Annotated in this window: 20 protein-coding genes; 11 read left to right on the forward strand and 9 right to left on the reverse strand. The window is 66.6% G+C overall.

All coding sequences use genetic code 11. The features are described 5' to 3' along the window. The first annotated feature begins 4 nt into the window (after nucleotides 1-4). Genes GGR47_RS13355 through GGR47_RS13365 form a run of 3 tightly spaced genes read left to right on the forward strand, consistent with a single transcriptional unit; the run spans nucleotide 5 to nucleotide 1,715 of the window. Nucleotides 5-1,033, forward strand: coding sequence for an aspartate-semialdehyde dehydrogenase (locus GGR47_RS13355; RefSeq protein WP_063688823.1), 1,029 nt, complete (start codon nucleotides 5-7; stop codon nucleotides 1,031-1,033). A gap of 32 nt (nucleotides 1,034-1,065) precedes the next feature. Beyond that, on the forward strand, nucleotides 1,066-1,311 hold the full coding sequence (locus GGR47_RS13360; RefSeq protein ID WP_017978601.1) for a FitA-like ribbon-helix-helix domain-containing protein: 246 nt from the start codon (nucleotides 1,066-1,068) through the stop codon (nucleotides 1,309-1,311). After that, entirely contained in the window at nucleotides 1,308-1,715 is a 408-nt protein-coding gene (locus tag GGR47_RS13365) for a type II toxin-antitoxin system VapC family toxin (RefSeq protein WP_147035858.1), read from the forward strand. Before GGR47_RS13360 ends, GGR47_RS13365 begins: the two co-directional genes overlap by 4 nt. 17 nt (nucleotides 1,716-1,732) lie before the next feature. Here GGR47_RS13365 and GGR47_RS19390 read toward each other — a convergent pair whose 3' ends face one another. After that, complete coding sequence (locus tag GGR47_RS19390; protein WP_371859731.1) at nucleotides 1,733-1,864, reverse strand: hypothetical protein; 132 nt, start codon at nucleotides 1,862-1,864, stop codon at nucleotides 1,733-1,735. A 450-nt stretch (nucleotides 1,865-2,314) separates the two neighbouring features. Between GGR47_RS19390 and GGR47_RS13375 the strand changes: the two genes are divergently transcribed. Further along, a complete protein-coding gene (locus GGR47_RS13375) occupies nucleotides 2,315-3,076 on the forward strand; it encodes an alpha/beta fold hydrolase (protein WP_147035857.1) in 762 nt (253 codons plus the stop codon). A gap of 77 nt (nucleotides 3,077-3,153) precedes the next feature. After that, a complete protein-coding gene (locus tag GGR47_RS13380; protein ID WP_147035856.1) occupies nucleotides 3,154-4,986 on the forward strand; it encodes a M2 family metallopeptidase in 1,833 nt (610 codons plus the stop codon). A 185-nt stretch (nucleotides 4,987-5,171) separates the two neighbouring features. Here the strand turns inward: GGR47_RS13380 and GGR47_RS13385 are convergent, their stop codons facing one another. Beyond that, the gene (locus GGR47_RS13385; RefSeq protein ID WP_147035874.1) at nucleotides 5,172-5,651 is read right to left on the reverse strand and encodes a peroxiredoxin; all 480 of its coding nucleotides are present in this window, start codon (nucleotides 5,649-5,651) and stop codon (nucleotides 5,172-5,174) included. Between the two features lie 102 nt (nucleotides 5,652-5,753). On the opposite strand from GGR47_RS13385, the gene GGR47_RS13390 reads away from it, so the two are divergent. Together GGR47_RS13390 and ahcY are read left to right on the forward strand one after the other, a co-directional pair. Next, nucleotides 5,754-6,314: a YqgE/AlgH family protein gene (locus tag GGR47_RS13390; protein WP_147035855.1), complete on the forward strand. Its 561-nt coding sequence runs from the start codon at nucleotides 5,754-5,756 to the stop codon at nucleotides 6,312-6,314. 88 nt (nucleotides 6,315-6,402) lie between these two features. Further along, the gene (gene ahcY / locus GGR47_RS13395; protein WP_063688836.1) at nucleotides 6,403-7,830 is read left to right on the forward strand and encodes an adenosylhomocysteinase; all 1,428 of its coding nucleotides are present in this window, start codon (nucleotides 6,403-6,405) and stop codon (nucleotides 7,828-7,830) included. Nucleotides 7,831-8,278: 448 nt separating this feature from the next. Here ahcY and GGR47_RS13400 read toward each other — a convergent pair whose 3' ends face one another. The 6 genes from GGR47_RS13400 to yaaA form a co-directional block, all read right to left on the reverse strand. Next, on the reverse strand, nucleotides 8,279-8,863 hold the full coding sequence (locus GGR47_RS13400) for a hypothetical protein (protein WP_147036174.1): 585 nt from the start codon (nucleotides 8,861-8,863) through the stop codon (nucleotides 8,279-8,281). 96 nt (nucleotides 8,864-8,959) lie between these two features. Next, nucleotides 8,960-9,313: a DUF952 domain-containing protein gene (locus GGR47_RS13405; protein WP_147036173.1), complete on the reverse strand. Its 354-nt coding sequence runs from the start codon at nucleotides 9,311-9,313 to the stop codon at nucleotides 8,960-8,962. Continuing rightward, nucleotides 9,310-12,132, reverse strand: a complete 2,823-nt coding sequence (gene gyrA / locus GGR47_RS13410; RefSeq protein WP_147036172.1) for a DNA gyrase subunit A — start codon at nucleotides 12,130-12,132, stop codon at nucleotides 9,310-9,312. Before gyrA ends, GGR47_RS13405 begins: the two co-directional genes overlap by 4 nt. Before the next feature lie 109 nt (nucleotides 12,133-12,241). Next, a complete protein-coding gene (locus GGR47_RS13415) occupies nucleotides 12,242-12,541 on the reverse strand; it encodes a hypothetical protein (RefSeq protein WP_147036171.1) in 300 nt (99 codons plus the stop codon). 241 nt (nucleotides 12,542-12,782) lie between these two features. Next, nucleotides 12,783-13,484, reverse strand: coding sequence for an SDR family NAD(P)-dependent oxidoreductase (locus GGR47_RS13420; protein ID WP_147036170.1), 702 nt, complete (start codon nucleotides 13,482-13,484; stop codon nucleotides 12,783-12,785). After that, the gene (yaaA, locus tag GGR47_RS13425; protein WP_147036169.1) at nucleotides 13,481-14,221 is read right to left on the reverse strand and encodes a peroxide stress protein YaaA; all 741 of its coding nucleotides are present in this window, start codon (nucleotides 14,219-14,221) and stop codon (nucleotides 13,481-13,483) included. The genes GGR47_RS13420 and yaaA overlap by 4 nt, the downstream gene beginning before the upstream one ends. A gap of 165 nt (nucleotides 14,222-14,386) precedes the next feature. Between yaaA and GGR47_RS13430 the strand changes: the two genes are divergently transcribed. Then, a complete protein-coding gene (locus GGR47_RS13430; protein ID WP_147036168.1) occupies nucleotides 14,387-15,691 on the forward strand; it encodes a hypothetical protein in 1,305 nt (434 codons plus the stop codon). 241 nt (nucleotides 15,692-15,932) lie between these two features. Here GGR47_RS13430 and GGR47_RS13435 read toward each other — a convergent pair whose 3' ends face one another. Beyond that, the gene (locus tag GGR47_RS13435; protein WP_017978616.1) at nucleotides 15,933-16,400 is read right to left on the reverse strand and encodes an Lrp/AsnC family transcriptional regulator; all 468 of its coding nucleotides are present in this window, start codon (nucleotides 16,398-16,400) and stop codon (nucleotides 15,933-15,935) included. Nucleotides 16,401-16,596: 196 nt separating this feature from the next. On the opposite strand from GGR47_RS13435, the gene GGR47_RS13440 reads away from it, so the two are divergent. From GGR47_RS13440 to GGR47_RS13450, 3 genes are all read left to right on the forward strand, one after another. Continuing rightward, complete coding sequence (locus GGR47_RS13440) at nucleotides 16,597-18,372, forward strand: histidine kinase dimerization/phospho-acceptor domain-containing protein (RefSeq protein WP_244305052.1); 1,776 nt, start codon at nucleotides 16,597-16,599, stop codon at nucleotides 18,370-18,372. 3 nt (nucleotides 18,373-18,375) lie between these two features. Further along, nucleotides 18,376-19,386, forward strand: coding sequence for a polysaccharide deacetylase family protein (locus tag GGR47_RS13445; RefSeq protein WP_147036166.1), 1,011 nt, complete (start codon nucleotides 18,376-18,378; stop codon nucleotides 19,384-19,386). A gap of 325 nt (nucleotides 19,387-19,711) precedes the next feature. Then, complete coding sequence (locus tag GGR47_RS13450; protein ID WP_018250831.1) at nucleotides 19,712-19,945, forward strand: hypothetical protein; 234 nt, start codon at nucleotides 19,712-19,714, stop codon at nucleotides 19,943-19,945. The last annotated feature ends 239 nt before the right edge of the window (nucleotides 19,946-20,184 follow it).

A 20,184-nucleotide genomic window follows, 5' to 3' on the forward strand; every position in this document is an offset into this window, starting at 1 on the left:
CGTGATGGGTTATCGGGTGGTGGTCGCGGGCGCGACGGGCAATGTCGGGCGTGAGATGGTCAACATCCTCGCCGAACGCGACTTCCCCGCGGACGAGATCGCGGTGCTGGCGTCGAGCCGCAGCCAGGGCGACGAGATCGAGTATGGTGACACCGGTCGCATGCTCAAGGTGCAGAACATCGAATATTTCGATCCGACCGGCTGGGACATGGCGCTGTTCGCGATCGGCAGCGAGGCAACCAAGGTCTATGCGCCCAAGTTCGCCGCCGCCGGCTGCACGGTGATCGACAATTCGTCGCTGTACCGGATGGACCCGGACGTGCCGCTGATCGTGCCGGAGGTGAATGCCGACGCGATCGACGGCTACAAGGCGAAGAACATCATCGCCAACCCCAATTGCTCGACCGCGCAGATGGTCGTCGCGCTGAAGCCGCTACATGATGCCGCCAAGATCACGCGCGTCGTCGTGGCCACGTACCAGTCGGTGTCCGGCGCGGGCAAGGTGGGCATGGACGAGCTGTTCGAACAGAGCCGCAACATCTTCGTCGGCGATCCTGCCGAGCCCAAGAAGTTCACCAAGCAGATCGCGTTCAACGTGATCCCGCACATCGACAGCTTCCTGGACGACGGATCGACCAAGGAAGAGTGGAAGATGGTGGTCGAGACGAAGAAAATCCTCGATCCCAAGATCAAGGTGACCGCGACCTGCGTGCGCGTGCCCGTGTTCGTCGGCCATTCCGAGGCGCTGAACATCGAGTTCGAAAACGAGATTTCGGCCGAGGACGCCAAGCGTATCCTGCGCGAAGCGCCGGGCATCATGCTGATCGACAAGCATGAGGACGGCGGATACGCGACGCCGATCGAGGCGGCGGGCGACGACGCGACCTATGTCAGTCGCGTGCGTGAGGATCCGACGGTGGAGAACGGGCTGGCGCTGTGGTGCGTCAGCGACAATCTGCGCAAGGGCGCGGCACTGAACGCGGTGCAGATCGCGGAACTGCTGGGCCGGCGGCACCTTCAGAAGGGCGGTTGAGCGGCTGATAGCGGAGTGATAGCATCTGTCCCATGGGACAGGTGCTGATCCGCAATCTCGACGACGCGCTGATCGCCGACTTCCGGCGCGTCGCCAAGGCCAATGGTCGATCTTTGGAAGCCGAGTTGCGCGAGGCGCTGGCGCAGGCTCGACCTAAGGTGCGGTTGGATGGCGATGCACTCCGAACGCTGGTCCACGGTCTGTGGGCGATGACTCCACCCGAGGCGGCAGCGGTCGATAGCACCCCGTATATTCGCGAGGCCCGGGACGCAGGATGATCGTTCTCGACGCGAGCGTCGCGATCAAGTTGGTTACGCGCGAACCGGGTGCAGAGGCCGTATTGATCCGGGTAGTCGGGGAGGTGGAGCGGATCGCACCCGACTGGTTCCACGTCGAAGTAGCGAACGCGCTGGCCAAAAAAGTGCGGAATGATGGCCTGTCCGAAGCCGCAGCGGCGGCGGGTCTGACCGCTGCGCCCGACCTGCTGACCGATACGGTCGCTACGCTATCGTTACTCGACGAGGCCTTCGCATTGTCTATGCAGGCAGGTCATGCGGTGTATGACTGCCTGTACCTTGTGCTGGCTGTCAGAACTGATGCGATCGTCTTGACGGCCGATGCCGGCATGGCCCGGGCGGCAAAACGAGTGGGATTGGTCGGGCACGTTGAACTGATCGGTTGACGTCGATCCCCCCCTCCTCACACCCGCCGGTGTTTACCGCCGTAATGTTGGCCGACATATTGCCCGATGCGGGCCATTTCGGTGGCGGCGGCGCGGGTGGCTTCGGCGCAGCAGGGCAGCGGATCGCGTTCGGCCTGAGCGGCGCGCATCGCGACGCGTTCGGTGAGTTACTCGATGTCGGCGCGGCTGAGCACGTTCTTTTCACGCAGCAGGCACAACAGGCTTTGCAGGATCACGAGGCTCTCGTCGCCCGTGCCGGTCCGATGCAGGTCCATCATCGCTCTCCTTGCTTGTTTTGAAGAGAGAGTATGCCTTTTTGGGGAGATTGGGAAGCGGGTAGGTGGAGGTTTGGGGATGGGCTTTGTGCTGGGTGTGGATCGGTGTTCGTGATGCCGAATTAAGATAGCCTTGTTCCGTCACCCCGGACTTGATCCGGGGTTTCGCTTCGGGGCTCGGGGGAAAAGCGGGACCCTGGATCAAGTCCGGGGTGACGGGTGGGGTGGGGGGCGGCCGCAAGACCCCAGTCTACGATCGGTGCTGGACAGGCGCGGGATCACGACCCACGTGGGGTCACGCTCGCAACCGATGGATGACGACCCTTGGCCCTTTCCCCCACCGATCCGCAGTATTTCGCCAGCTTCGACGGCACCCGCATCGCCTATCGCGAGCTGGGCGAGGGGCGGCCCGTCGTCCTGATCCATGGCTATTTCTCCACGGCGGAGGTCAATTGGATCAAATACGGCCATGCCGGCGCGATTGCGGCCAAGGGCTTTCGCGTCATCATGCCGGACCTGCGGGGCCATGGGTCGTCGGACAAGCCGCATGACCTTGCCGCCTATCCGGCGGATGCGCTGATGCGCGACGGGATGGCGTTGATCGCGCATCTAGGGCTGAGCGAGTACGATCTCGGCGGTTATTCGCTGGGGGGGCGGACGACGATGCGGATGCTCGCCAACGGGGCGAGGCCGCGCCGCGCGGTCATTGCGGGCATGGGGCTGACCGGGATCGTCAGCACGGCGGGGCGCGGCGGTTATTTCCGGCACGTGCTGACCAACCTCGGCAGCTTCGAGCGCGGGTCGGGCGAGTGGATGACCGAGGCGTTCCTGAAGACGACTGGCGGCGATCCGGTGGCGCTGCTCAACGTGCTCGAGACGTTCGTCGATACGCCGATCGAGGCGGTCGAGGCGATCGACGTGCCGACGCTGATCGTTGCCGGGATCGACGACGACGACAATGGATCGGGCGCGGCGCTGGCCGACGCGCTGCCGCAGGCGATCTTCCGCGAGATTCCCGGCAATCACATGAGCGCCGTCACCAAGCCGGAACTGGGCCAGACGATCGCCGACTTCCTGAGCGCCTGACCACAGGCGCTTGACCAAAAGGGGCGCCCCCGCGCATCGTGTCGGCAACGACAAGAAGTCAGTAGGGGATTGTTTTCATGCGTCTCGTTTCCACCGCCGCGCTCGTCGCGGCGCTGTTTGCCGCGCCCGTCGCGGCGCAGACTGCACCGGCTGGCCAGGCCGCGCCGGCGAAGCCGACCGCGGCCGAGGCCGACGCTTATGTCGCTGCGGTCGAGAAAGAGGCCGCCGACCTGTCGGTGCCCGCGCAGCAGACCGCCTGGGTCAACGCGACCTATATCACCGACGATACCGATGCGCTGGCGGCGAAGTCGGGCGCGGAGTTGACCGAAAAGGCGGTCCAATGGGCGAAGGGCGCGGCGCGCTTCAACGGCGTGACCGGCCTGTCCTATGACACAAAGCGCAAGCTCGACCTGCTGAAGAATGGCGTCGGCCTGCCTGCGCCGACGACACCGGGTGCGGCGACGGAGCTCGCGACGCTGACGACGCGCATGTCGTCGCGCTACGGCAAGGGAAAGGGCACGCTGGACGGCAAGCCGATCAACGGATCGGACATCGAGGCGGCGATGGGGACGACGCGCGATCCCGCCAAGCTGAAGGAGATGTGGGTCAGCTGGAACGACAATGTCGGCGCGCCGATGCGGGCGGATTACACGCGGATGACCGCGATCTCGAACGCGGGCGCGAAGGAGCTGGGCTTCGCCGATGTCGGCGCGATGTGGCGGTCTGGCTATGATATGACGCCGCAGCAGTTCGAGGCGCTGACCGACCAGATTTGGAAGGAGGTGGAGCCGCTCTATTTGTCGCTGCACACCTATGTCCGCTGGAAGCTGAACGAGAAGTACGGCGATGCCGTCCAGCCCAAGACCGGGCCGATCCGCAGCGACCTGCTTGGCAATATGTGGGCGCAGGAATGGGGCAATATCTATGATCTCGTCGCGCCCAAGGGGGCGGGCGACCTGGGCTATGACACCGGCGATCTGCTGAAAGCGAAGGGCTATGATCCCGTTCGCATGGTGAAGCAGGGCGAGGCCTTTTACTCGTCGCTCGGCTTCGCGCCGTTGCCCGAGACGTTCTGGCAGCGTTCGCAGATCGTGAAGCCCGCCGATCGCGAGGTGATCTGCCATGCGTCGGCATGGGATATCGACAATATGGACGATATCCGCATCAAGATGTGTACCAAGGTGAACGGCGACGACTTCGTCACGATCCACCATGAGCTGGGCCACAATTACTACCAGCGGGCGTACAAGAACCAGCCGTATCTGTACAAGAACGGCGCCAACGACGGCTTCCACGAGGCGATCGGCGATACGGTCGCGCTGTCGATCACGCCGGATTATCTGGTGAAGATCGGGCTGTTGCAGCCGGCGCAGGTGCCCGCTGCGGACAAGGACATCGGCCTGCTGCTCCGCCAGGCGATGGATAAGGTGGCGTTCCTGCCGTTCGGCCTGCTGGTCGACAAATGGCGCTGGGACGTCTTTTCGGGCAAGATCGCGCCGGGCCAGTATCAGCAGGGCTGGGACGCGCTGCGCCTGAAATATCAGGGGATCGTGCCGCCGGTGGCGCGCGATGAAACCAAGTTCGATGCCGGTGCGAAATACCACATTCCGGGGACGGTGCCCTATGCGCGCTATTTCCTGGCGCGGGTGCTGCAGTTCCAGTTCTACAAGGCGGCGTGCGAGCAGGCGGGCTGGAAGGGGCCGCTGCATCGTTGCTCGTTCTACGGCAACAAGGCGGTCGGCGAGAAGCTGAACGCGATGCTGAGCATGGGCCAGTCGAAGCCGTGGCCGGACGCGTTGCAGGTGATGACCGGCACGCGGCAGATGTCGGGCAAGGCGCTGGTGGAGTATTTCGCGCCGCTGAAGACGTGGCTGGACCAGCAGAACAAGGGCAAGCCGCAGGGCTGGTGATGGAGCGGGGTGTTCGGGGCGATTGCTCCGAATGCCGCGTCACCCCGGACTTGGTCCGGGATCGATGCCGCGGGGGCAGCGCCTGAGCCTCAGGCCGTCGCCCTCGCCGCGGAGTGGACCCCGGACCAAGTCCGGGGTGACGGAGTGGGTGGGGTGAGCGGAGCGCGTCGCCCACCCCCTTCGCATCAGAGCGCGTCGAGCAGGTGTTCGGCGCTGCTGACCTTGAATTCGCCGGGGGCTTCGACGTGGAGTTGCTTCACGACGCCGTCTTCGACCAGCATCGCATAGCGCTGGCTGCGCAGGCCCATGCCGAACTTGCTGCCGTCCATCGTCAGGCCGACCGCTTTGGCGAAATCGCCGTTGCCGTCGGCGAGCATCGTGATGCCCTCGGCCTCCTGCGACTTGGCCCAGGCGCCCATGACGAAGGCGTCGTTGACCGAGGTGCAGGCGATTTCGTCCACGCCCTTCGCGGCGAGCGCGTCGCGCTTCTCGACGAAGCCGGGCAGGTGGCGGGCGGAGCAGGTCGGCGTGAAGGCGCCGGGCACCGCGAACAGCGCGACGGTGCGACCGCGGAAGAAATCGTCGGAGGACACCTGATCGGGGCCATCGGACGTGACCTTGGTCAGGGTGGCGCTGGGGATCGTATCGCCGACGGTGATCGTCATCATGGGTCTCCGGGTAGAAAGGTTGCGCGCGGGACCGTCGGCCACATCGCCGCCGATTTCAAGCATGGCGCCGGCCGACGGGACGGTTATGGTGGCAAGGTTATGGAAGGTCCCGTTTATCTGTCCGGCCAGTTCCTGCTCGCGATGCCGGGCATGGCCGATCCGAGTTTCGACCATGCGGTGATCGCGATGTGCGCGCATGACGCGGGCGGCGCGCTGGGCGTGGGGCTCGGCGCGACGATCGATGGGCTGACGCTGCACGACCTGCTCGACCAGTTCGAGATCGCGCACGGCGCTGCACCGCCCGCCCCGGTACACTTCGGTGGGCCGGTGGAGCCGCGCCGCGGGTTCGTGCTGCATGCGCTGGATTGGGCGGGACAGGACACGGTCGAGGTAGCCGGGCGGTGGGCGCTGTCGGGCACGATCGACGTGCTGCGCGCGATTGCCGACGGAACGGGGCCGTCGCGCTACGTCGCCACGCTGGGCTATGCCGGCTGGTCGGCCGGGCAGCTCGACGCGGAGCTGTCGCAGCCGGGGTGGTTCCATGTCGCGGGCGACGATGCGCTGCTGTTCGACACGCCCGCGCCGCAGCGATGGAGCAGCGCCTTCGCCAAGGCGGGGATCGACCCGCGGCTGCTGGTGGTGGGCACCGGAACGGCCTGACGCGAGATATAAAGATATCTTTATATTTGATCTGTAGAGGCGGAGCGGTTAGGGGCAACCCATCCAAACCTCTTCAGGAGCATGCCACGTGGCTACTGCGCTCGCGCCCAACGGCACGAACACCGATTACGTCATCAAGGACATCGGCCTCGCCGATTTCGGTCGCGCCGAAATCAAGATCGCCGAAACCGAGATGCCTGGCCTGATGGCGCTGCGCGACGAATTCGGCGCTGCTCAGCCGCTGAAGGGCGCGCGCATCACCGGTTCGCTGCACATGACGATCCAGACCGCCGTGCTGATCGAGACGCTGACCGCGCTCGGCGCCGACGTTCGCTGGGCGACCTGCAACATCTTCTCGACGCAGGACCATGCCGCCGCCGCGATCGCCGCGACGGGCGTGCCGGTGTTCGCGGTGAAGGGCGAGAGCCTGGCCGAATATTGGGACTATGTCGGCGACATCTTCACCTGGGACGGCGACGTCGAGGGTCAGACCGCCAACATCATCCTGGATGATGGCGGCGACGCGACCATGTTCGCGCTGTGGGGCGCGAAGCTGGAAGCCGGCGCGACCTTCGCCGAGCCGGAGAATGAAGAGGAAGTCGAGTTCCAGCGTTCGGTCAAGGCGTTCATCGCCAAGAAGCCGGGCTATCTGACCGAGACCGTCAAGAACCTGAAGGGCGTGTCGGAAGAGACGACCACCGGCGTTCACCGCCTGTACGAGATCGCGAAGAAGGGCGAGCTGCCCTTCCCGGCGATCAACGTCAACGACTCGGTGACGAAGTCGAAGTTCGACAACCTCTATGGCTGCAAGGAATCGCTGGTCGACGCGATCCGTCGCGCCACCGACGTCATGCTGGCGGGCAAGGTCGCCGCGGTCGCCGGTTTCGGCGACGTGGGCAAGGGTTCGGCCCAGTCGCTCCGCAATGGCGGTGCGCGCGTCCTCGTGACCGAAATCGACCCGATCTGCGCGCTGCAGGCGGCGATGGAAGGCTTCGAGGTCGTGACCATGGATGAGGCCGTGAAGCGCGCCGACATCTTCGTCACCGCGACCGGCAACGCCGACGTCATCACCGCCGATCACATGAAGGCGATGAAGCCCATGTCGATCGTCTGCAACATCGGTCACTTCGACAGCGAGATCCAGATTGCGGCGCTGTCGAACTACAAGTGGACCGAAGTGAAGCCCGGCACCGACCTGGTCGAATTCCCGGACGGCAAGCAGATCATCGTGCTGGCCAAGGGCCGCCTGGTGAACCTGGGCTGCGCGACCGGCCACCCCAGCTTCGTGATGTCGGCCTCGTTCACCAACCAGACGCTCGCCCAGATCGAGCTGTGGACCAAGGGCGAGAACTACAAGAACGAAGTGTACGTTCTGCCCAAGCACCTCGACGAGAAGGTCGCTGCGCTCCACCTCGAAAAGCTGGGCGTCCAGCTGTCGAAGCTGAGCGAGAAGCAGGCCGCTTATATCGGTGTGCCGGTGGAAGGCCCGTTCAAGCCGGATCATTACCGCTACTGATCCGAACGGCGCCCGGTATCGGGTGCTGCGGATACGAAGAGGGGCGACACCGCGAGGTGCCGCCCCTTTTTTGTTTGCCCAGTGAACCCTTCCGTCACCCGAGCGAGGGCTGGTGTTTCCAGCGGCTCTCGCAATGCCTCTTGATGGGGCGATGCCGACCTTCGCTGGGATGACGCCCATGGCCGATCGACATTCGGGACAACGCGTTCATTCCTCCCCCGCCAGGGGGAGGTGGCGCCGCCGGAGGCGGTGACGGAGGGGGCGGATAGGAGTCGCTGCGTAACAGGACGCTACCCTTACCTCCCCCTCCGTCATGCCTGCGGCATGCCACCTCCCCCTGGCGGGGGAGGATTTGTCATCACGCTGATTGTCGATCGGCCTGCGGGGAATAGGAATAGTTCGCGGGCTGGCGCCGGACCGATGGGGGCGGTGGCCCGCCCCCAAGGCCTTACTTCGGCGCGGCGCTGCTGGTGGCGGCGCCGGTCGCCGAAGCCGCAGTTGCGGCGGCGAGCTGGGCGGCGGTGATGCCGACGATCACCTTGCCGCTGGCGTCGGCGCTGAAGCCGTTGATCGGCAGCTTCACCTCACCCTTGGCGGTGTTGAGCGTCACGAATTCGGCGTCGGCCGACTTGATCGTGCCGAGTGCCGCGCCGCCGAGACCGGTGACGGCGGTGCCGGGGACCAGCTTTGCCTTCACCGCGGCCTGGGCCTGCGCCTGCGAGCTGGCGATCGCCGCGTCGAGCTGTGCCTTGGTCATCGCCATGGCGAAGCCCTTCTCGGTCTTGCCGATCGAGGCCGGCGGCACGGGCACCTGCGCGGTGCCGGTGTTGAGGACGATCGCCTGCGGCGTGACGCTGGCGACGGTGCCGAGCGAGACGCCCGCGCTGTCATAGATCGTGGCGCCGACCGTCGGGGTGGTCGCGGTCGCGCTGGTACCGGCCTGCGCGCTCGCGCCGGCGGCCGGGGCCTGTTGTGCCACAGCCGCGGCGGGCATCAGCATCAGGGTGCCGATCGTCAGGGCCAAGGTACGCATCGAGTGTCTCCATTGTTGCTCGTTGTGACAAAGTAACGATGGGATTTCGGATGCGGTTCCGCCCGTTTTTGGCGGCGAGGCGAGTGTCCTTTCAGATCAACCGGTTATGGGCAGGCGGACCGTCCCGTCTTCGGCACGCTTCAGCGGACCGTAGCCTAGGACGGCCTCCAGCGGCAGCGGGCCGTAGAGGTGCGGGAACAGCTGGCCGCCGCGCGATTCCTCCCACTTCAGCGATGCGCCGAAGCTGCCGAGGTCGACCGCGGCGACGTGCAGGTCGGTCTGCCCGGCGAAATGCTTGTCGACCGTTTCGGTCAGCTGCTCGGCGGTCGACATGTGGATATAGCCATCCGCCAGGTCGACCGGCGCGCCGGCGAAGCTGCCGTCCCGTTCCAGCGCGGCCATCTGCTCCGCGGTCAGCACCTTATAGGCGACGAGGGGGAGGGCGCTCATGCGTCCTCCTCGCCATCGTCGCTTTCATCGACGCGTTCGTCCATCGTCGCCGGGCCGGTGCCGTCGTCCACGACCAAGGCGTCATCGGTGGGGGCCGCGGGGACATCGCCGATCTCGTCGGCAACGATCGCCTCCGCCTCGTTCTCGGGCTCTTCCTCCTCGTCGATCCGCGCGGCGGAGACGACATGCTCGTCCTTCGCCACGCTGAACAGCGTCACGCCCTGCGTGTTGCGACCCGTGACGCGGACGTCGCCGACCGACATGCGAATGAGCTTCGCCTGATCGGTCACCAGCATCAGCTGCTCGCCCGAATGCGCGGGGAAGCTGGCGACGACGGGGCCGTTGCGGCCCGCCGACACGATGTTGGTGATGCCCTGGCCGCCACGGTTGGTGCGGCGATATTCGAAGGCGGACGTGCGCTTGCCATAGCCGTTCTGGGTGACGGTGAGGATGAACTCCTCCGCCGCTTCGAATTCGGCCATGCGTTCGGGGCTGAGCGACATCTCACGCTCGCCTTCCTTCCACGGGGCGGCCTTCAGATAGGCCTCGCGCTCCTCGGTCGTCGCCGTGAAGCCGCGCAGGATCGACAGGCTGATGACCGCATCGCCCTCGGCGAGGCTGACGCCGCGGACGCCGGTGGAGGTGCGGCTCTGGAATTCGCGCACGTCGGTGGCGGCGAAGCGGATCGCCTTGCCCGCCTTGGTGGCGAGCAGGACGTCGTCGCTTTCGGTCAGCACCGCGACGCCGATCAGCCGGTCCTCGCTGCCCTCATCGAAGCGCATGGCGAGCTTGCCGTTCGACGGGATGTTGGCGAAGGCGTCCATCGCGTTGCGGCGGACGGTGCCGTTGGCTGTCGCGAACATGACGTGCAGGTCGCCCCAGCGGCCCTCATCCTCGGGCAGCGGCAGGACGGTGGAGATCGTCTCGCCCGGCGCCAGCGGCAGCAGGTTGATCATCGGGCGGCCGCGCGTCGCCGGCCCGCCCTCGGGCAGACGCCACACCTTCATGCGATACACCTTGCCGGCGGTCGAGAAGAACAGCACCGGCGTGTGCGTGCTCGTCACGAACAGGTTGGTGATCGCATCCTCGTCCTTCGTCGCCATGCCGGCGCGGCCCTTGCCGCCGCGCTTCTGCGCGCGGAAGGCGTCGAGCGGGGTGCGCTTGATATAGCCCTGCACGGTGACGGTGACGACCATCTCCTCGCGCTCGATCAGGTCCTCGTCGTCGATGCCGTCGGCGGCCGCGGCGATCTCGGTGCGGCGCGGGGTCGCGAAGATCGAGCGGACGTCGACCAGCTCCTCGCGCATCACCTCGTACAGGCGGGCGCGGTTGCCGAGGATTTCAAGCAGCGCGGCGATCGATTCGGCGAGGCCCTTCAGCTCGTCGCCGATTTCGTCGCGGCCGAGCGCGGTCAGGCGGTGGAGGCGCAGGTCGAGGATCGCCCGGACCTGCGTGTCGCTGAGCTTGTAGCCGTCGCCGACCTGCTCGCCTTCGACTGCCTCGACGAGGCTGAGGTAGGGCGCGATTTCCGCGATCGGCCATTCGCGCGCGAGCAGCGCGGCGCGTGCCTCGGCGGGGCTGGACGAGCCGCGGATGATACGGACGACTTCATCGAGGTTGGTGACCGCGATGACGAGGCCGAGCAGGATGTGGGCGCGGTCGCGTGCCTTGTTCAGCTCGAACTTCGAGCGGCGGGTGATGACCTGTTCGCGGAACTGGACGAACGCCTGGATGATGTCCTTGAGGTTCAGCGTTTCCGGCCGGCCGCCGCGGATCGCGAGCATGTTGGCGGGGAAGCTGCCCTGCGCAGGCGTGTGGCGCCATAGCTGGTTGAGGACGACTTCGGGGGTCGCATCGCGCTTCAGGTCGATGACGATGCGCACGCCTTCGCGGTTCGACTCGTCGCGGATGTCGCTGACGCCCTCGATCCGCTTGTCCTTCGCCGCCTCGGCGATCTTTTCGACGAGCGCGTTCTTGCCCTGCTGGAACGGGATGGCGGTGAGGACGATCGAGCGGCGATCGCCACGACCTTCCTCGATGACGTGGCGCGAGCGGACGATGATCGAGCCACGGCCGGTGTGATAGGCCGAGCGTGCGCCCGCCTTGCCGAGGATGATCGCGCCGGTGGGGAAGTCGGGGCCGGGGACGATCTCGATCAGCTCGTCGATGCTGATCGATTCGCCGGCCATCGTCTTGTCGATATAGGCGAGGCAGGCATCGACCACTTCGCCGAGGTTGTGCGGCGGGATGTTGGTCGCCATGCCGACTGCGATGCCGCCGGCGCCGTTGACGAGCAGGTTGGGGAAGCGCGCCGGCAGGACCTGCGGCTCGCGCTCGCTGGCGTCGTAGTTCGGCTGGAAATCGACGGTATCCTTGTCGAGATCCTCCATCAGATAATTGGCGGCGCGGGCGAGGCGCGCTTCGGTGTAGCGCATCGCGGCGGGCGGATCTGGGTCCATCGAGCCGAAGTTGCCCTGGCCGTCGATCAGCGGCAGCCGCATCGACCAGTCCTGCGTCATGCGCGCCAAGGCGTCGTAGATCGCGGTGTCGCCGTGCGGGTGGTATTTACCGATCACGTCACCGACGATGCGGGCGGATTTGCGGTAGGGCCGGTTGAAGAAGAAGCCGCTTTCCTGCGCGGAAAAGAGGATGCGGCGGTGGACCGGCTTCAGGCCGTCACGCACGTCGGGCAGCGCGCGGGCGACGATGACGCTCATCGCATAGTCGAGGTAGCTCGACTTCATCTCGTCGACGATCGAGATCGTCGAAATGCCCTCGGGATGGGCGGGGGGTTCGGCGAGGGTGGTCTCGTCGGCCAAGGTGTGACGCTTTCGGATTGTTACAGATGTATGGCCCCGGTTTAGGGGCATCCGTTCCGAAAGTCACGCGCGCGTACGCACACGCGTACGCGCGCGGGCCTATAGAGCGTTACTTCTTGCAGGCGGCCTTGTTCGCGTTGCCGGCCTTGCTGCAATTGTAGGTGATCGTCTTGCCCGTGCTGGTCTTGGTGGTGACCATGCGGCCGTTGGCGGCGACGGCGGTCTTGGTCGTCGTCCGGGTGGTGGCGGTAGGCTTGCCGACCGCGGGCTTGGTGGTCGTGGTCGTCTTGCTGGTGGCGACCGTCTTGGCCTGGGTCTTGGCCTGCATCTGTGCGCCGGTGGCCATCGCCGCGGAGCCGCAGCAGAGCGAGGCGGTCGCAAGCAGGACGAAGGGCAGGGACGTCTTCATGGGGTTCCTCTCCACCTTGAACGGACGCAACGGGATGGCGTCGTGATGCAGGGGATGCGCCCCGTGGAATAACAACGGGATGGCCGGATCATGACGTTTTCGTCATGTTGGGTGGGCACTTCGCGGCCCGTCACCCCGGACTTGATCCGGGGTCCCGCTTTCATTGGGTGTAGCAGGAGAAGAAGGAGCGGGACCCCGGATCAAGTTCGGGGTGACGGTGCGTTGGTGGGGCGGCTCCCCGCTAGGGCGCGATTTCCTTGCCTTCGAAGTCGAACAGGCGGCCGGTGTCGGGCGCCTTCAGCCCGTCGATCACATCGAGCAGTTGCGAGGCGGCGCGGTCGGGGGTGAAGAGCGTGCCGGGGCGGACGTTGGCCTGGAACGGCTTGGACAGAGCGGTGTCGACCGTGCCGGGGTGGAGGCCGACGATGATGCTGCGATCGTTGCGGCGCTTGTCCTCAATGCTCAGCGTGCGGACGAGCTGGTTCGCCGCCGCCTTTGCCATGCGATAGCCGTACCAGCCGCCGAGACGGTTGTCGGAGATACTACCGATCCGCGCCGAGAGGATCGCGAAGACGCTGCGGCCCTGTTTGGGCATGATCGGCAGGATGTGCTTGGCGATCAGCGCCGGACCGATGGCGTTGACGCGCAGGTTGGCAGCGAGCCAGTCGGGATCGAGCTCGCGATAGCTCTTTTCGGGCAAGCGATCGCCCTGATGCAGCAGGCCGGTGGCGACGATCACCAGCACCGGCGCGGGGCCGGTGGCGATGCGCGCGGCGGCGGCGGCGATGCTGGCCTCGTCCTCGAGATCGATCGGATCGCTGCCAGAGCGCGAGAGCGCGTGGACGACGTCATACGTCCCCTCGTCGCGCAAGGCCTCGACCAGCGCGGCGCCAATGCCGCCGCTGGCGCCGATGACGACGGCGCTGGTTCCCTTCGTACTCATCGGACGAAGCGCCACTGGTCGTCGCTGCTGGCCGCCGCATCGAAGGCATAGCCGTCGCTATCGAAGCCGCGCATCGCGTCAATATCGGTGATGCGGTGTTCGATCATCCAGCGCGCCATCAGCCCGCGCGCCTTCTTGGCGTGGAAGCTGACGAAGCGGTCGCCCTCGCGGAAATCGACCGCGACGACGCGGATGCCGGCGGGCAGGCGCCCGGCGACCGCCGCCCAATATTCCTGGCTGGCGAGGTTGAGGACGACGCCGGTCTCTTCCGCCGTCACGTCCTCGGCCAGTGCCTGGGCGATGCGGTCCCCCCACCAGTCGGTCAGCTTGGGCTTCCGTGGTGCCCAACGGGTGCCCATTTCCAGCCGGTACGGCCGCATCGCGTCAAGCGGGCGGAGCAGGCCATAGAGGCCCGACAGCAGGCGCAGATGGTCTTGCGCGAACGTCACCGCTTCCGGCTCCAGCGTCTGCGCGTCGAGGCCGGTATAGACGTCGCCGGCGAAGGCGAACATCGCCGGCCGCTCGGGTGCCTCGGGGAAGTCGCGAAAACGGTCCGCGTTAAGCTTCGCCAGCGCGGGCGAGATCTTCATCAGGTCCGACAGGCGTTTCTGCGTCAGGTGCGACGCTGCGGCGGCGAGCGTGGCCGCTTCGGAATCAAAGCGGGGCCGCGTGGAACCCAAATCGGGCAGCGGCGTCTCGTAATCGAGGGTCTTGGCGGGGGAAAGGACGGCGATCATGCCGGTCCGGTACTGCGCCTTCGGCCACCGTTCAATTCCCGTTCACGGGCTTCAAGCCACTGCGGGATCAGTCCCCAGCGTCGCTTGTACCCGCTGCGGCGGCCGGTTACAGGCCGCGCGTACGTTAGCGGCAGCGATGCCCCAATTGTCGGAGAGAGAGTTAGCATGAAGACCCTTTCGAAGCTCGCGCTGGCCGCGGTGCTCGCTACCGGTGTGAGTGGCCTTGCGTTCGTCGCCCCGGCGATGGCCAAGAAGGAAGAGCAGCAGGCGCCGGGCTTCAAGCTCAGCAAGCCGGTGCAGGCGATCGCCTACAATGCGCAGCAGGCCGTGAAGGCAAAGGACGTCGCCACGGCCGAGCCGCTGGTCGCGCAGATCGAGGCGGCCGCCACCACCGACGACGACAAATATGTGGCCGCGGCGCTGCGCTATGACCTGGAAAACACCAAGCTGGTGCTGGCGCAGCAGGCGAACCCGAATGCGCCGCTGAACGAGACCGCGCTGGCCAAGCCGCTCGACGCGCTGATCGCCGCGGCGAACACGCCGGCGGCCGATCGCGGCAAGTATCTGTTCCGCCGCGGCCAGCTCGCGTTCAACGGCGGCCAGTATGCCGTCGCGTCGCAATATTTCACCAAGGCGAAGGAAGCGGGCTTCAACAGCCCCGATTTCGATCTGCAGCTCGCCAAGGTGAAGGTGCAGGCGGGTGACGTCGCGGGCGGCCTGGCCGACCTCGACCGCTATATCACCGCGCAGAAGGCGGCGGGTCAGGCCGTGCCGGAATCCTATTACCGCTTCGCGATCGCGACCGCGAACAACAAGAAGATGGCGCCCGAGACGCTGGCGTGGATGCAGAAGTACGCCGCCGCCTTCCCGAATGCGAAGACGTGGCGCGACGTGATCCTGCAATATGCCTTCGCGCAGAACAGCATCGCGACGCCGGACAAGGCGCAGACGCTGGATCTGTACCGCCTGCTGCGCGCGGCCGGCGCGATGCCGGACCAGTCGAGCTATGAGGATTATGCCCGCATGGTCAGCGACCGCGGCAATCCCTACGAAGCGGCTGCCGTGCTGAAGGAAGGCATGGCGTCGGGCAAGATCCCGGCGAGCAGCACCTATGCCAAGAGCCAGCTGGCGGCGGCGAACACCGCGATCCAGCGCGACGGTTCGCTGGCGTCGAGCGAGAAGACCGCGCTGGCGTCGAAGGACGGCAAGATCGCCTCGGCGACCGCCGATGCCTATCTGGGCCAGAACAACTACGCCAAGGCGGCAGAACTGTACCGTGCGGCGCTGTCGAAGGGCGGCGTCGATGCGAACGAGGTGAACACGCGCCTCGGCATCGCGCTCGCCAAGTCGGGCGACAAGGCTGGCGCGCAGGCGGCGTTCGGTGCGGTGACGGGCCAGCCCCGCGCGGGCATCGCGGCGCTGTGGAACACCTGGACGCAGGTCGGTTCGGCGCCCGCTCCGGCGGCGTGATCGCGGCGATGATGGAATGAGAAGGGGCGGTCCGGCGACGGGCCGCCCTTTTTCGTTGCGGGTGGTGGCGACGGTGAACGTCGCCTTCGCTTCGGGACCTTTGTCACCTCGGCGGTGGCTGGGGTCGTTCGCGGCACCTGGTTCGCGCGCCAACGGGGAAAGCCCAGCCTGCGCTGGGATGACGGACTGGGAGGGCGTAGGGCGCCCAGGATGCGGGGCGTCACCCCCTCATCGCGGTGGATCAGTCGACCGAGACGGGGATGCCCGAGGTCGATTTGGCGGTGCGGATCGTCAGCGAGGTCTTGACGCTGGCGACGTTGGGTGCCGGCGTCAGATGGGTGGTCAGGATTTCCTGGAAGCTCTTGAGATCGCTGGCGACGATCTTCAGGATGAAGTCGATTTCGCCGTTGAGCATGTGGCATTCGCGCACTTCGGGAATGTCGGCGACATGCGTTTCGAAGGCGGCGAGGTCGTGCTCGGCCTGGCTGCGCAGCGAGACCATCGCGAAGACGGTAATTGGGAAGCCGAGGCTGGCGGGATCGAGATCGGCGTGATAGCCGCGGATCACACCCGCTTCCTCCAGCGCACGCACGCGGCGCAGGCAGGGCGGCGCGGTGAGGCCGACGCGTTCGGCGAGCTCGACGTTGGTCATGCGCCCATCCTGTTGCAGATGAGCGAGGATTTGACGATCGATCCGATCGAACGACATTGCGTGAGCCACTCCTAAGACGCGCCGAACGATATCGGCGATTTCCTCTAAGCATAAGAAAATTGCGGCGCAACGCAATTGTCCCACTTTGCGACGGCCTGCGGACAGTCGGAAAATCACCTGTTTCCCCTGCGACTCCGGCTCGTTAAGGAATCGGTGTTGCGCCCCGCTGGCGTAACGCCTTCCGGGAGTGAGCGTGCGCTTCGACGACAGCCTCAAGACGGTGCTTTCCGCCGACATGGACAGCGGCTTCGGCGCGCAGTCGGCGTGGCGGCAGCTCGTCGACCTGATGGGGCGCGGACGGATCGCGGCGGACGAGCCGGGCCTGGCGCGGCTGCGGATGCTGCGGCAGGCGGTGCCGCTGGCGGTGCGGTCTGCCAGCGCGCGGGCGCTCGCCTTTGCAACACCACCCGCGCCGCTCGTCGGGCTGTTTGCGGAGGATGCCTTTGCGGTTGCGGCGCCGTTGCTGCGCACGGTGACGCTGGACGCGGATACGTGGATCGCACTGCTGCCGCGCCTGTCGCCGCAGGGGCGGGCGTTGCTGCGCCACCGGCGCGACCTGCCCGCGGCGGTGGAGCGGGCGCTTGAGAGCTTCGGATCGGTCGATTTCGTTTTGCCCGATGCGGCGGTCGCGGCCGATGTCGCTCCGGTGCCGGTCGCGTCGGATGTGGGGCCCGCTGAGGTAGAACCGGCGGTCGCGCCGACGCCTGTGGTGGACGCGTCGGAGCCCGAGCCTGTTGTAATCGCGCCGCTCCCTGCACCGGTCGAAGCGGAGCCGATCGTTGTCGCTCCCCGCGTGGTCGCGATGCCGACGGTCGCCGTTGCGCCGCCGGAGCCGCGGCCGATCGCGGCGGGTGGGTTTCAGATTGCCGATGTCGTCGCGCGTATCGACGCCTTTCAGCGCCAGCGCGAACCGCTCGCGGCGCCCGCCGAGGCGGTGGAGCAGGCGCCTGCCACCTGCTTCCGCTTCGATACCGACAGTGCCGGCGTGATCTTCGCGGTGGACGGCGTGACGCGCGGGCCGCTGATCGGCGTGTCGCTGGCGGTGGGCGCGCCGCAGGGCGTGGTTCGCATCGATGCCGGCATCAACGGCGCGTTTCGTCAGCGCCAGCGCTTCGCCGACGTGCGGCTTGACGTCGGCGGATCGTCCGATGCGGGCGGCGCATGGCGGGTGACGGGCGAGCCGCAATTCGATGCCGCGACGGGCCGCTTCACCGGCTATGCCGCGATCGCCCGCCGACCGCGCAGCGACGAGGAAGCGGGACGGCCTGCGCAGGGTAGCGGTGCGTCCGATTCGCTGCGCCAGCTGGTGCATGAGCTGCGGACGCCGACCAACGCGATTTCGGGCTTTGCCGAGCTGATCGAGGCGCAGCTGCTGGGGCCGGTATCGCCCGTGTATCGCGATCACGCCGCGACGATCCGCCGCCACGCCGACGGCCTGATCGCGGCGATCGAGGATTTGGATACCGCCGCGCGGATCGAAGGCCGCGCGCTGGAGCTGCGCCCGCGGGCCGTCGCGATCGAGCCGCTACTGGAACGGATCGCGGCCGATCTGGCACCGCTGGCGGCGTTGCGCGGGACCGCGCTCGACATCCATCCGATGGGCGATCATGCCGCGCTGGCCGACGATCGGGCGATGGAGCGGCTGCTGTCGCGCCTGCTCGCCACCTTGACCTCCGCTGCCGTCGCCGGGGAACGGATCGATATCGCCGAGGCGCCGGCGCCGGCGGGGCAGGTGGCCCTGTGCTTCGCGCGCCCGCAGGCGCTGGGCACCGGCGGTGAAGATGCGTTGCTCAGCATCGACGCCGACGCCGGTGAGGAGGGTGCGCCGCTGCTGGGCGCGGGCTTCGCACTGCGGCTGGCGCGCAACCTGGCGAGCGAGATGGGCGGCGCGTTGATCTTCGGCGACCATCTGTTGACACTGCGCCTGCCTGCCGCCGTACAAGAGGGGATGGAGCAGGCGGCCAACTGACCCGTGCGACGAGGCACCATCCCGCCGTATCGGCCGCCCGCCCCGACGGTCGACACGCTGATTCGCTGGCCGGAGAGTTTCGGCGTCCGGTTCCTCGTGTTCGTCGACGTCGAGGAGGAGTTCGACTGGTCCGCCCCACTGGAGGCGCGGCATCGGTCGGTCACCGCGATGCGGGCGCTGCCGGCGGCGCATGCGCGCTTTGCGGATCGGGGCGTGGGGCTGGTCTGCCTCGTCGACCATCCGGTGGCGAGCGATACCGAGGCGGTGGCGATCCTGCGCGACGTCGTGGCGGACGGGCGATCGACGATCGGGGCGCAGCTGCATTCCTGGGTCACGCCGCCTTATGGTGCGCCAACGCCGGGCGACAGCTATCCGGGCAATTTGCCGCGGGCCGCACAGGCGGCGAAACTGGATGTGTTGACCGATGTGCTGGGCGCAGCGTTCGGCGCGGCGCCGATCGCCTATCGCGCGGGACGGTACGGCATCGGCCCAGATACGGCGCAGCTGTTGGCGGAGCAGGGCTATCGCGTCGAAACCTCGATCCGTGCGCGCTACGACTATTCGGCCGATGGCGGGCCGGATTTCAGCCGGATCGGCAGCGAGGCCTATCGATTGGGGTCGTTAATCGAGGTGCCGTTGACCAGCGTGTTCACCGGCGCGCTGCGCGCTCGCGGCCCTGAGTTTTATCCGGTGCTGGGGCGCGTGCCGCATGGTCGGGGCATCGCGGCGCGAAGCGGACTGTTGCAGCGAATCGCGTTGACGCCGGAGGACATGCCGATCGAGCAGGCGTTGGCCGCCGTGCGAATCGCGGTACGCGACCAGGGACAGCGGCTGCTCACCTTCTCCTTTCATTCGCCATCGCTGGAACCGGGGCACACGCCCTATGTGCGCGATGCACGCGATCTCGACCGGTTCTGGCGCTGGTGGGACCGGATGTTCGCCGAACTGGATGCGCTCGGCGTGAGGCCGACGACGCTGGAGGCGATGTTGACCGCTGCCGACGGCCAGGTATGACGCGCCGAAGGGGGCGTATTGCAGGCGGATTTGCGGTGACAGAGGCAAAACCGAAGATTGGGTACGCCCGATATTGACGCTGATAAACATCCGGTGCGGCTTGTTCGGCCAGATGTGCGCACATGCAAATAGGACGATACGCGGTCATCATTCGCTGGGATAACGCACGCCGTCATGAGACAGTAACACTAGAGCACATGCTGCCGACTTGCTTGGTACATTTGCAACACTGGCGCCTGCCTTTTGGGCGATGCGACGATTTTACCTTGAATTCGATGAATTATATGTCATTGGAGCATCTCAACCTACCAAAGAGGGGACCATCATGGTTGCCAAGTATCTGATGGCTGTCGCTGCAGCCGCCCTCGCCGTGGCCCCCGCTGCGGCCGCTCCGTCGAACCCCGCCGCGAGCCTGTCGGTTGCCAAGTCGGTTCGCACCGGTTCGGCGTCGGCCAAGAAGAACGAACTGGCCGGTGGCGGTCTGATCGTTGCCCTGGTCGCGGCGGCTGCCGTCGTTGCCGGCATCGTGATCGTCGCTGACAGCGGCGACAGCAACTAAGAGTTTTTGACGATCCGGCGGAGTTCCCAAGACGCTCGCCGATCGACATGACTTTAAAGGCAAGGGGGGCTTCGGCTCCCCTTGTTGATTCTGGGGCCTGTCGAACGGTCCAAAGTGACGAACTGAAGCGGCTTCGCGGTCGTCGGCGGTCCGCATCGTCAGCCAGTTACGGGGCGACGGCATTGCCGTGAATTGGTGGCGTCGGGCAAATCGGTTCGCAACATGAACAAGGCGCCCGG

This window comes from Sphingomonas aquatilis, assembly GCF_014196115.1.
Taxonomy (GTDB): domain Bacteria; phylum Pseudomonadota; class Alphaproteobacteria; order Sphingomonadales; family Sphingomonadaceae; genus Sphingomonas; species Sphingomonas aquatilis.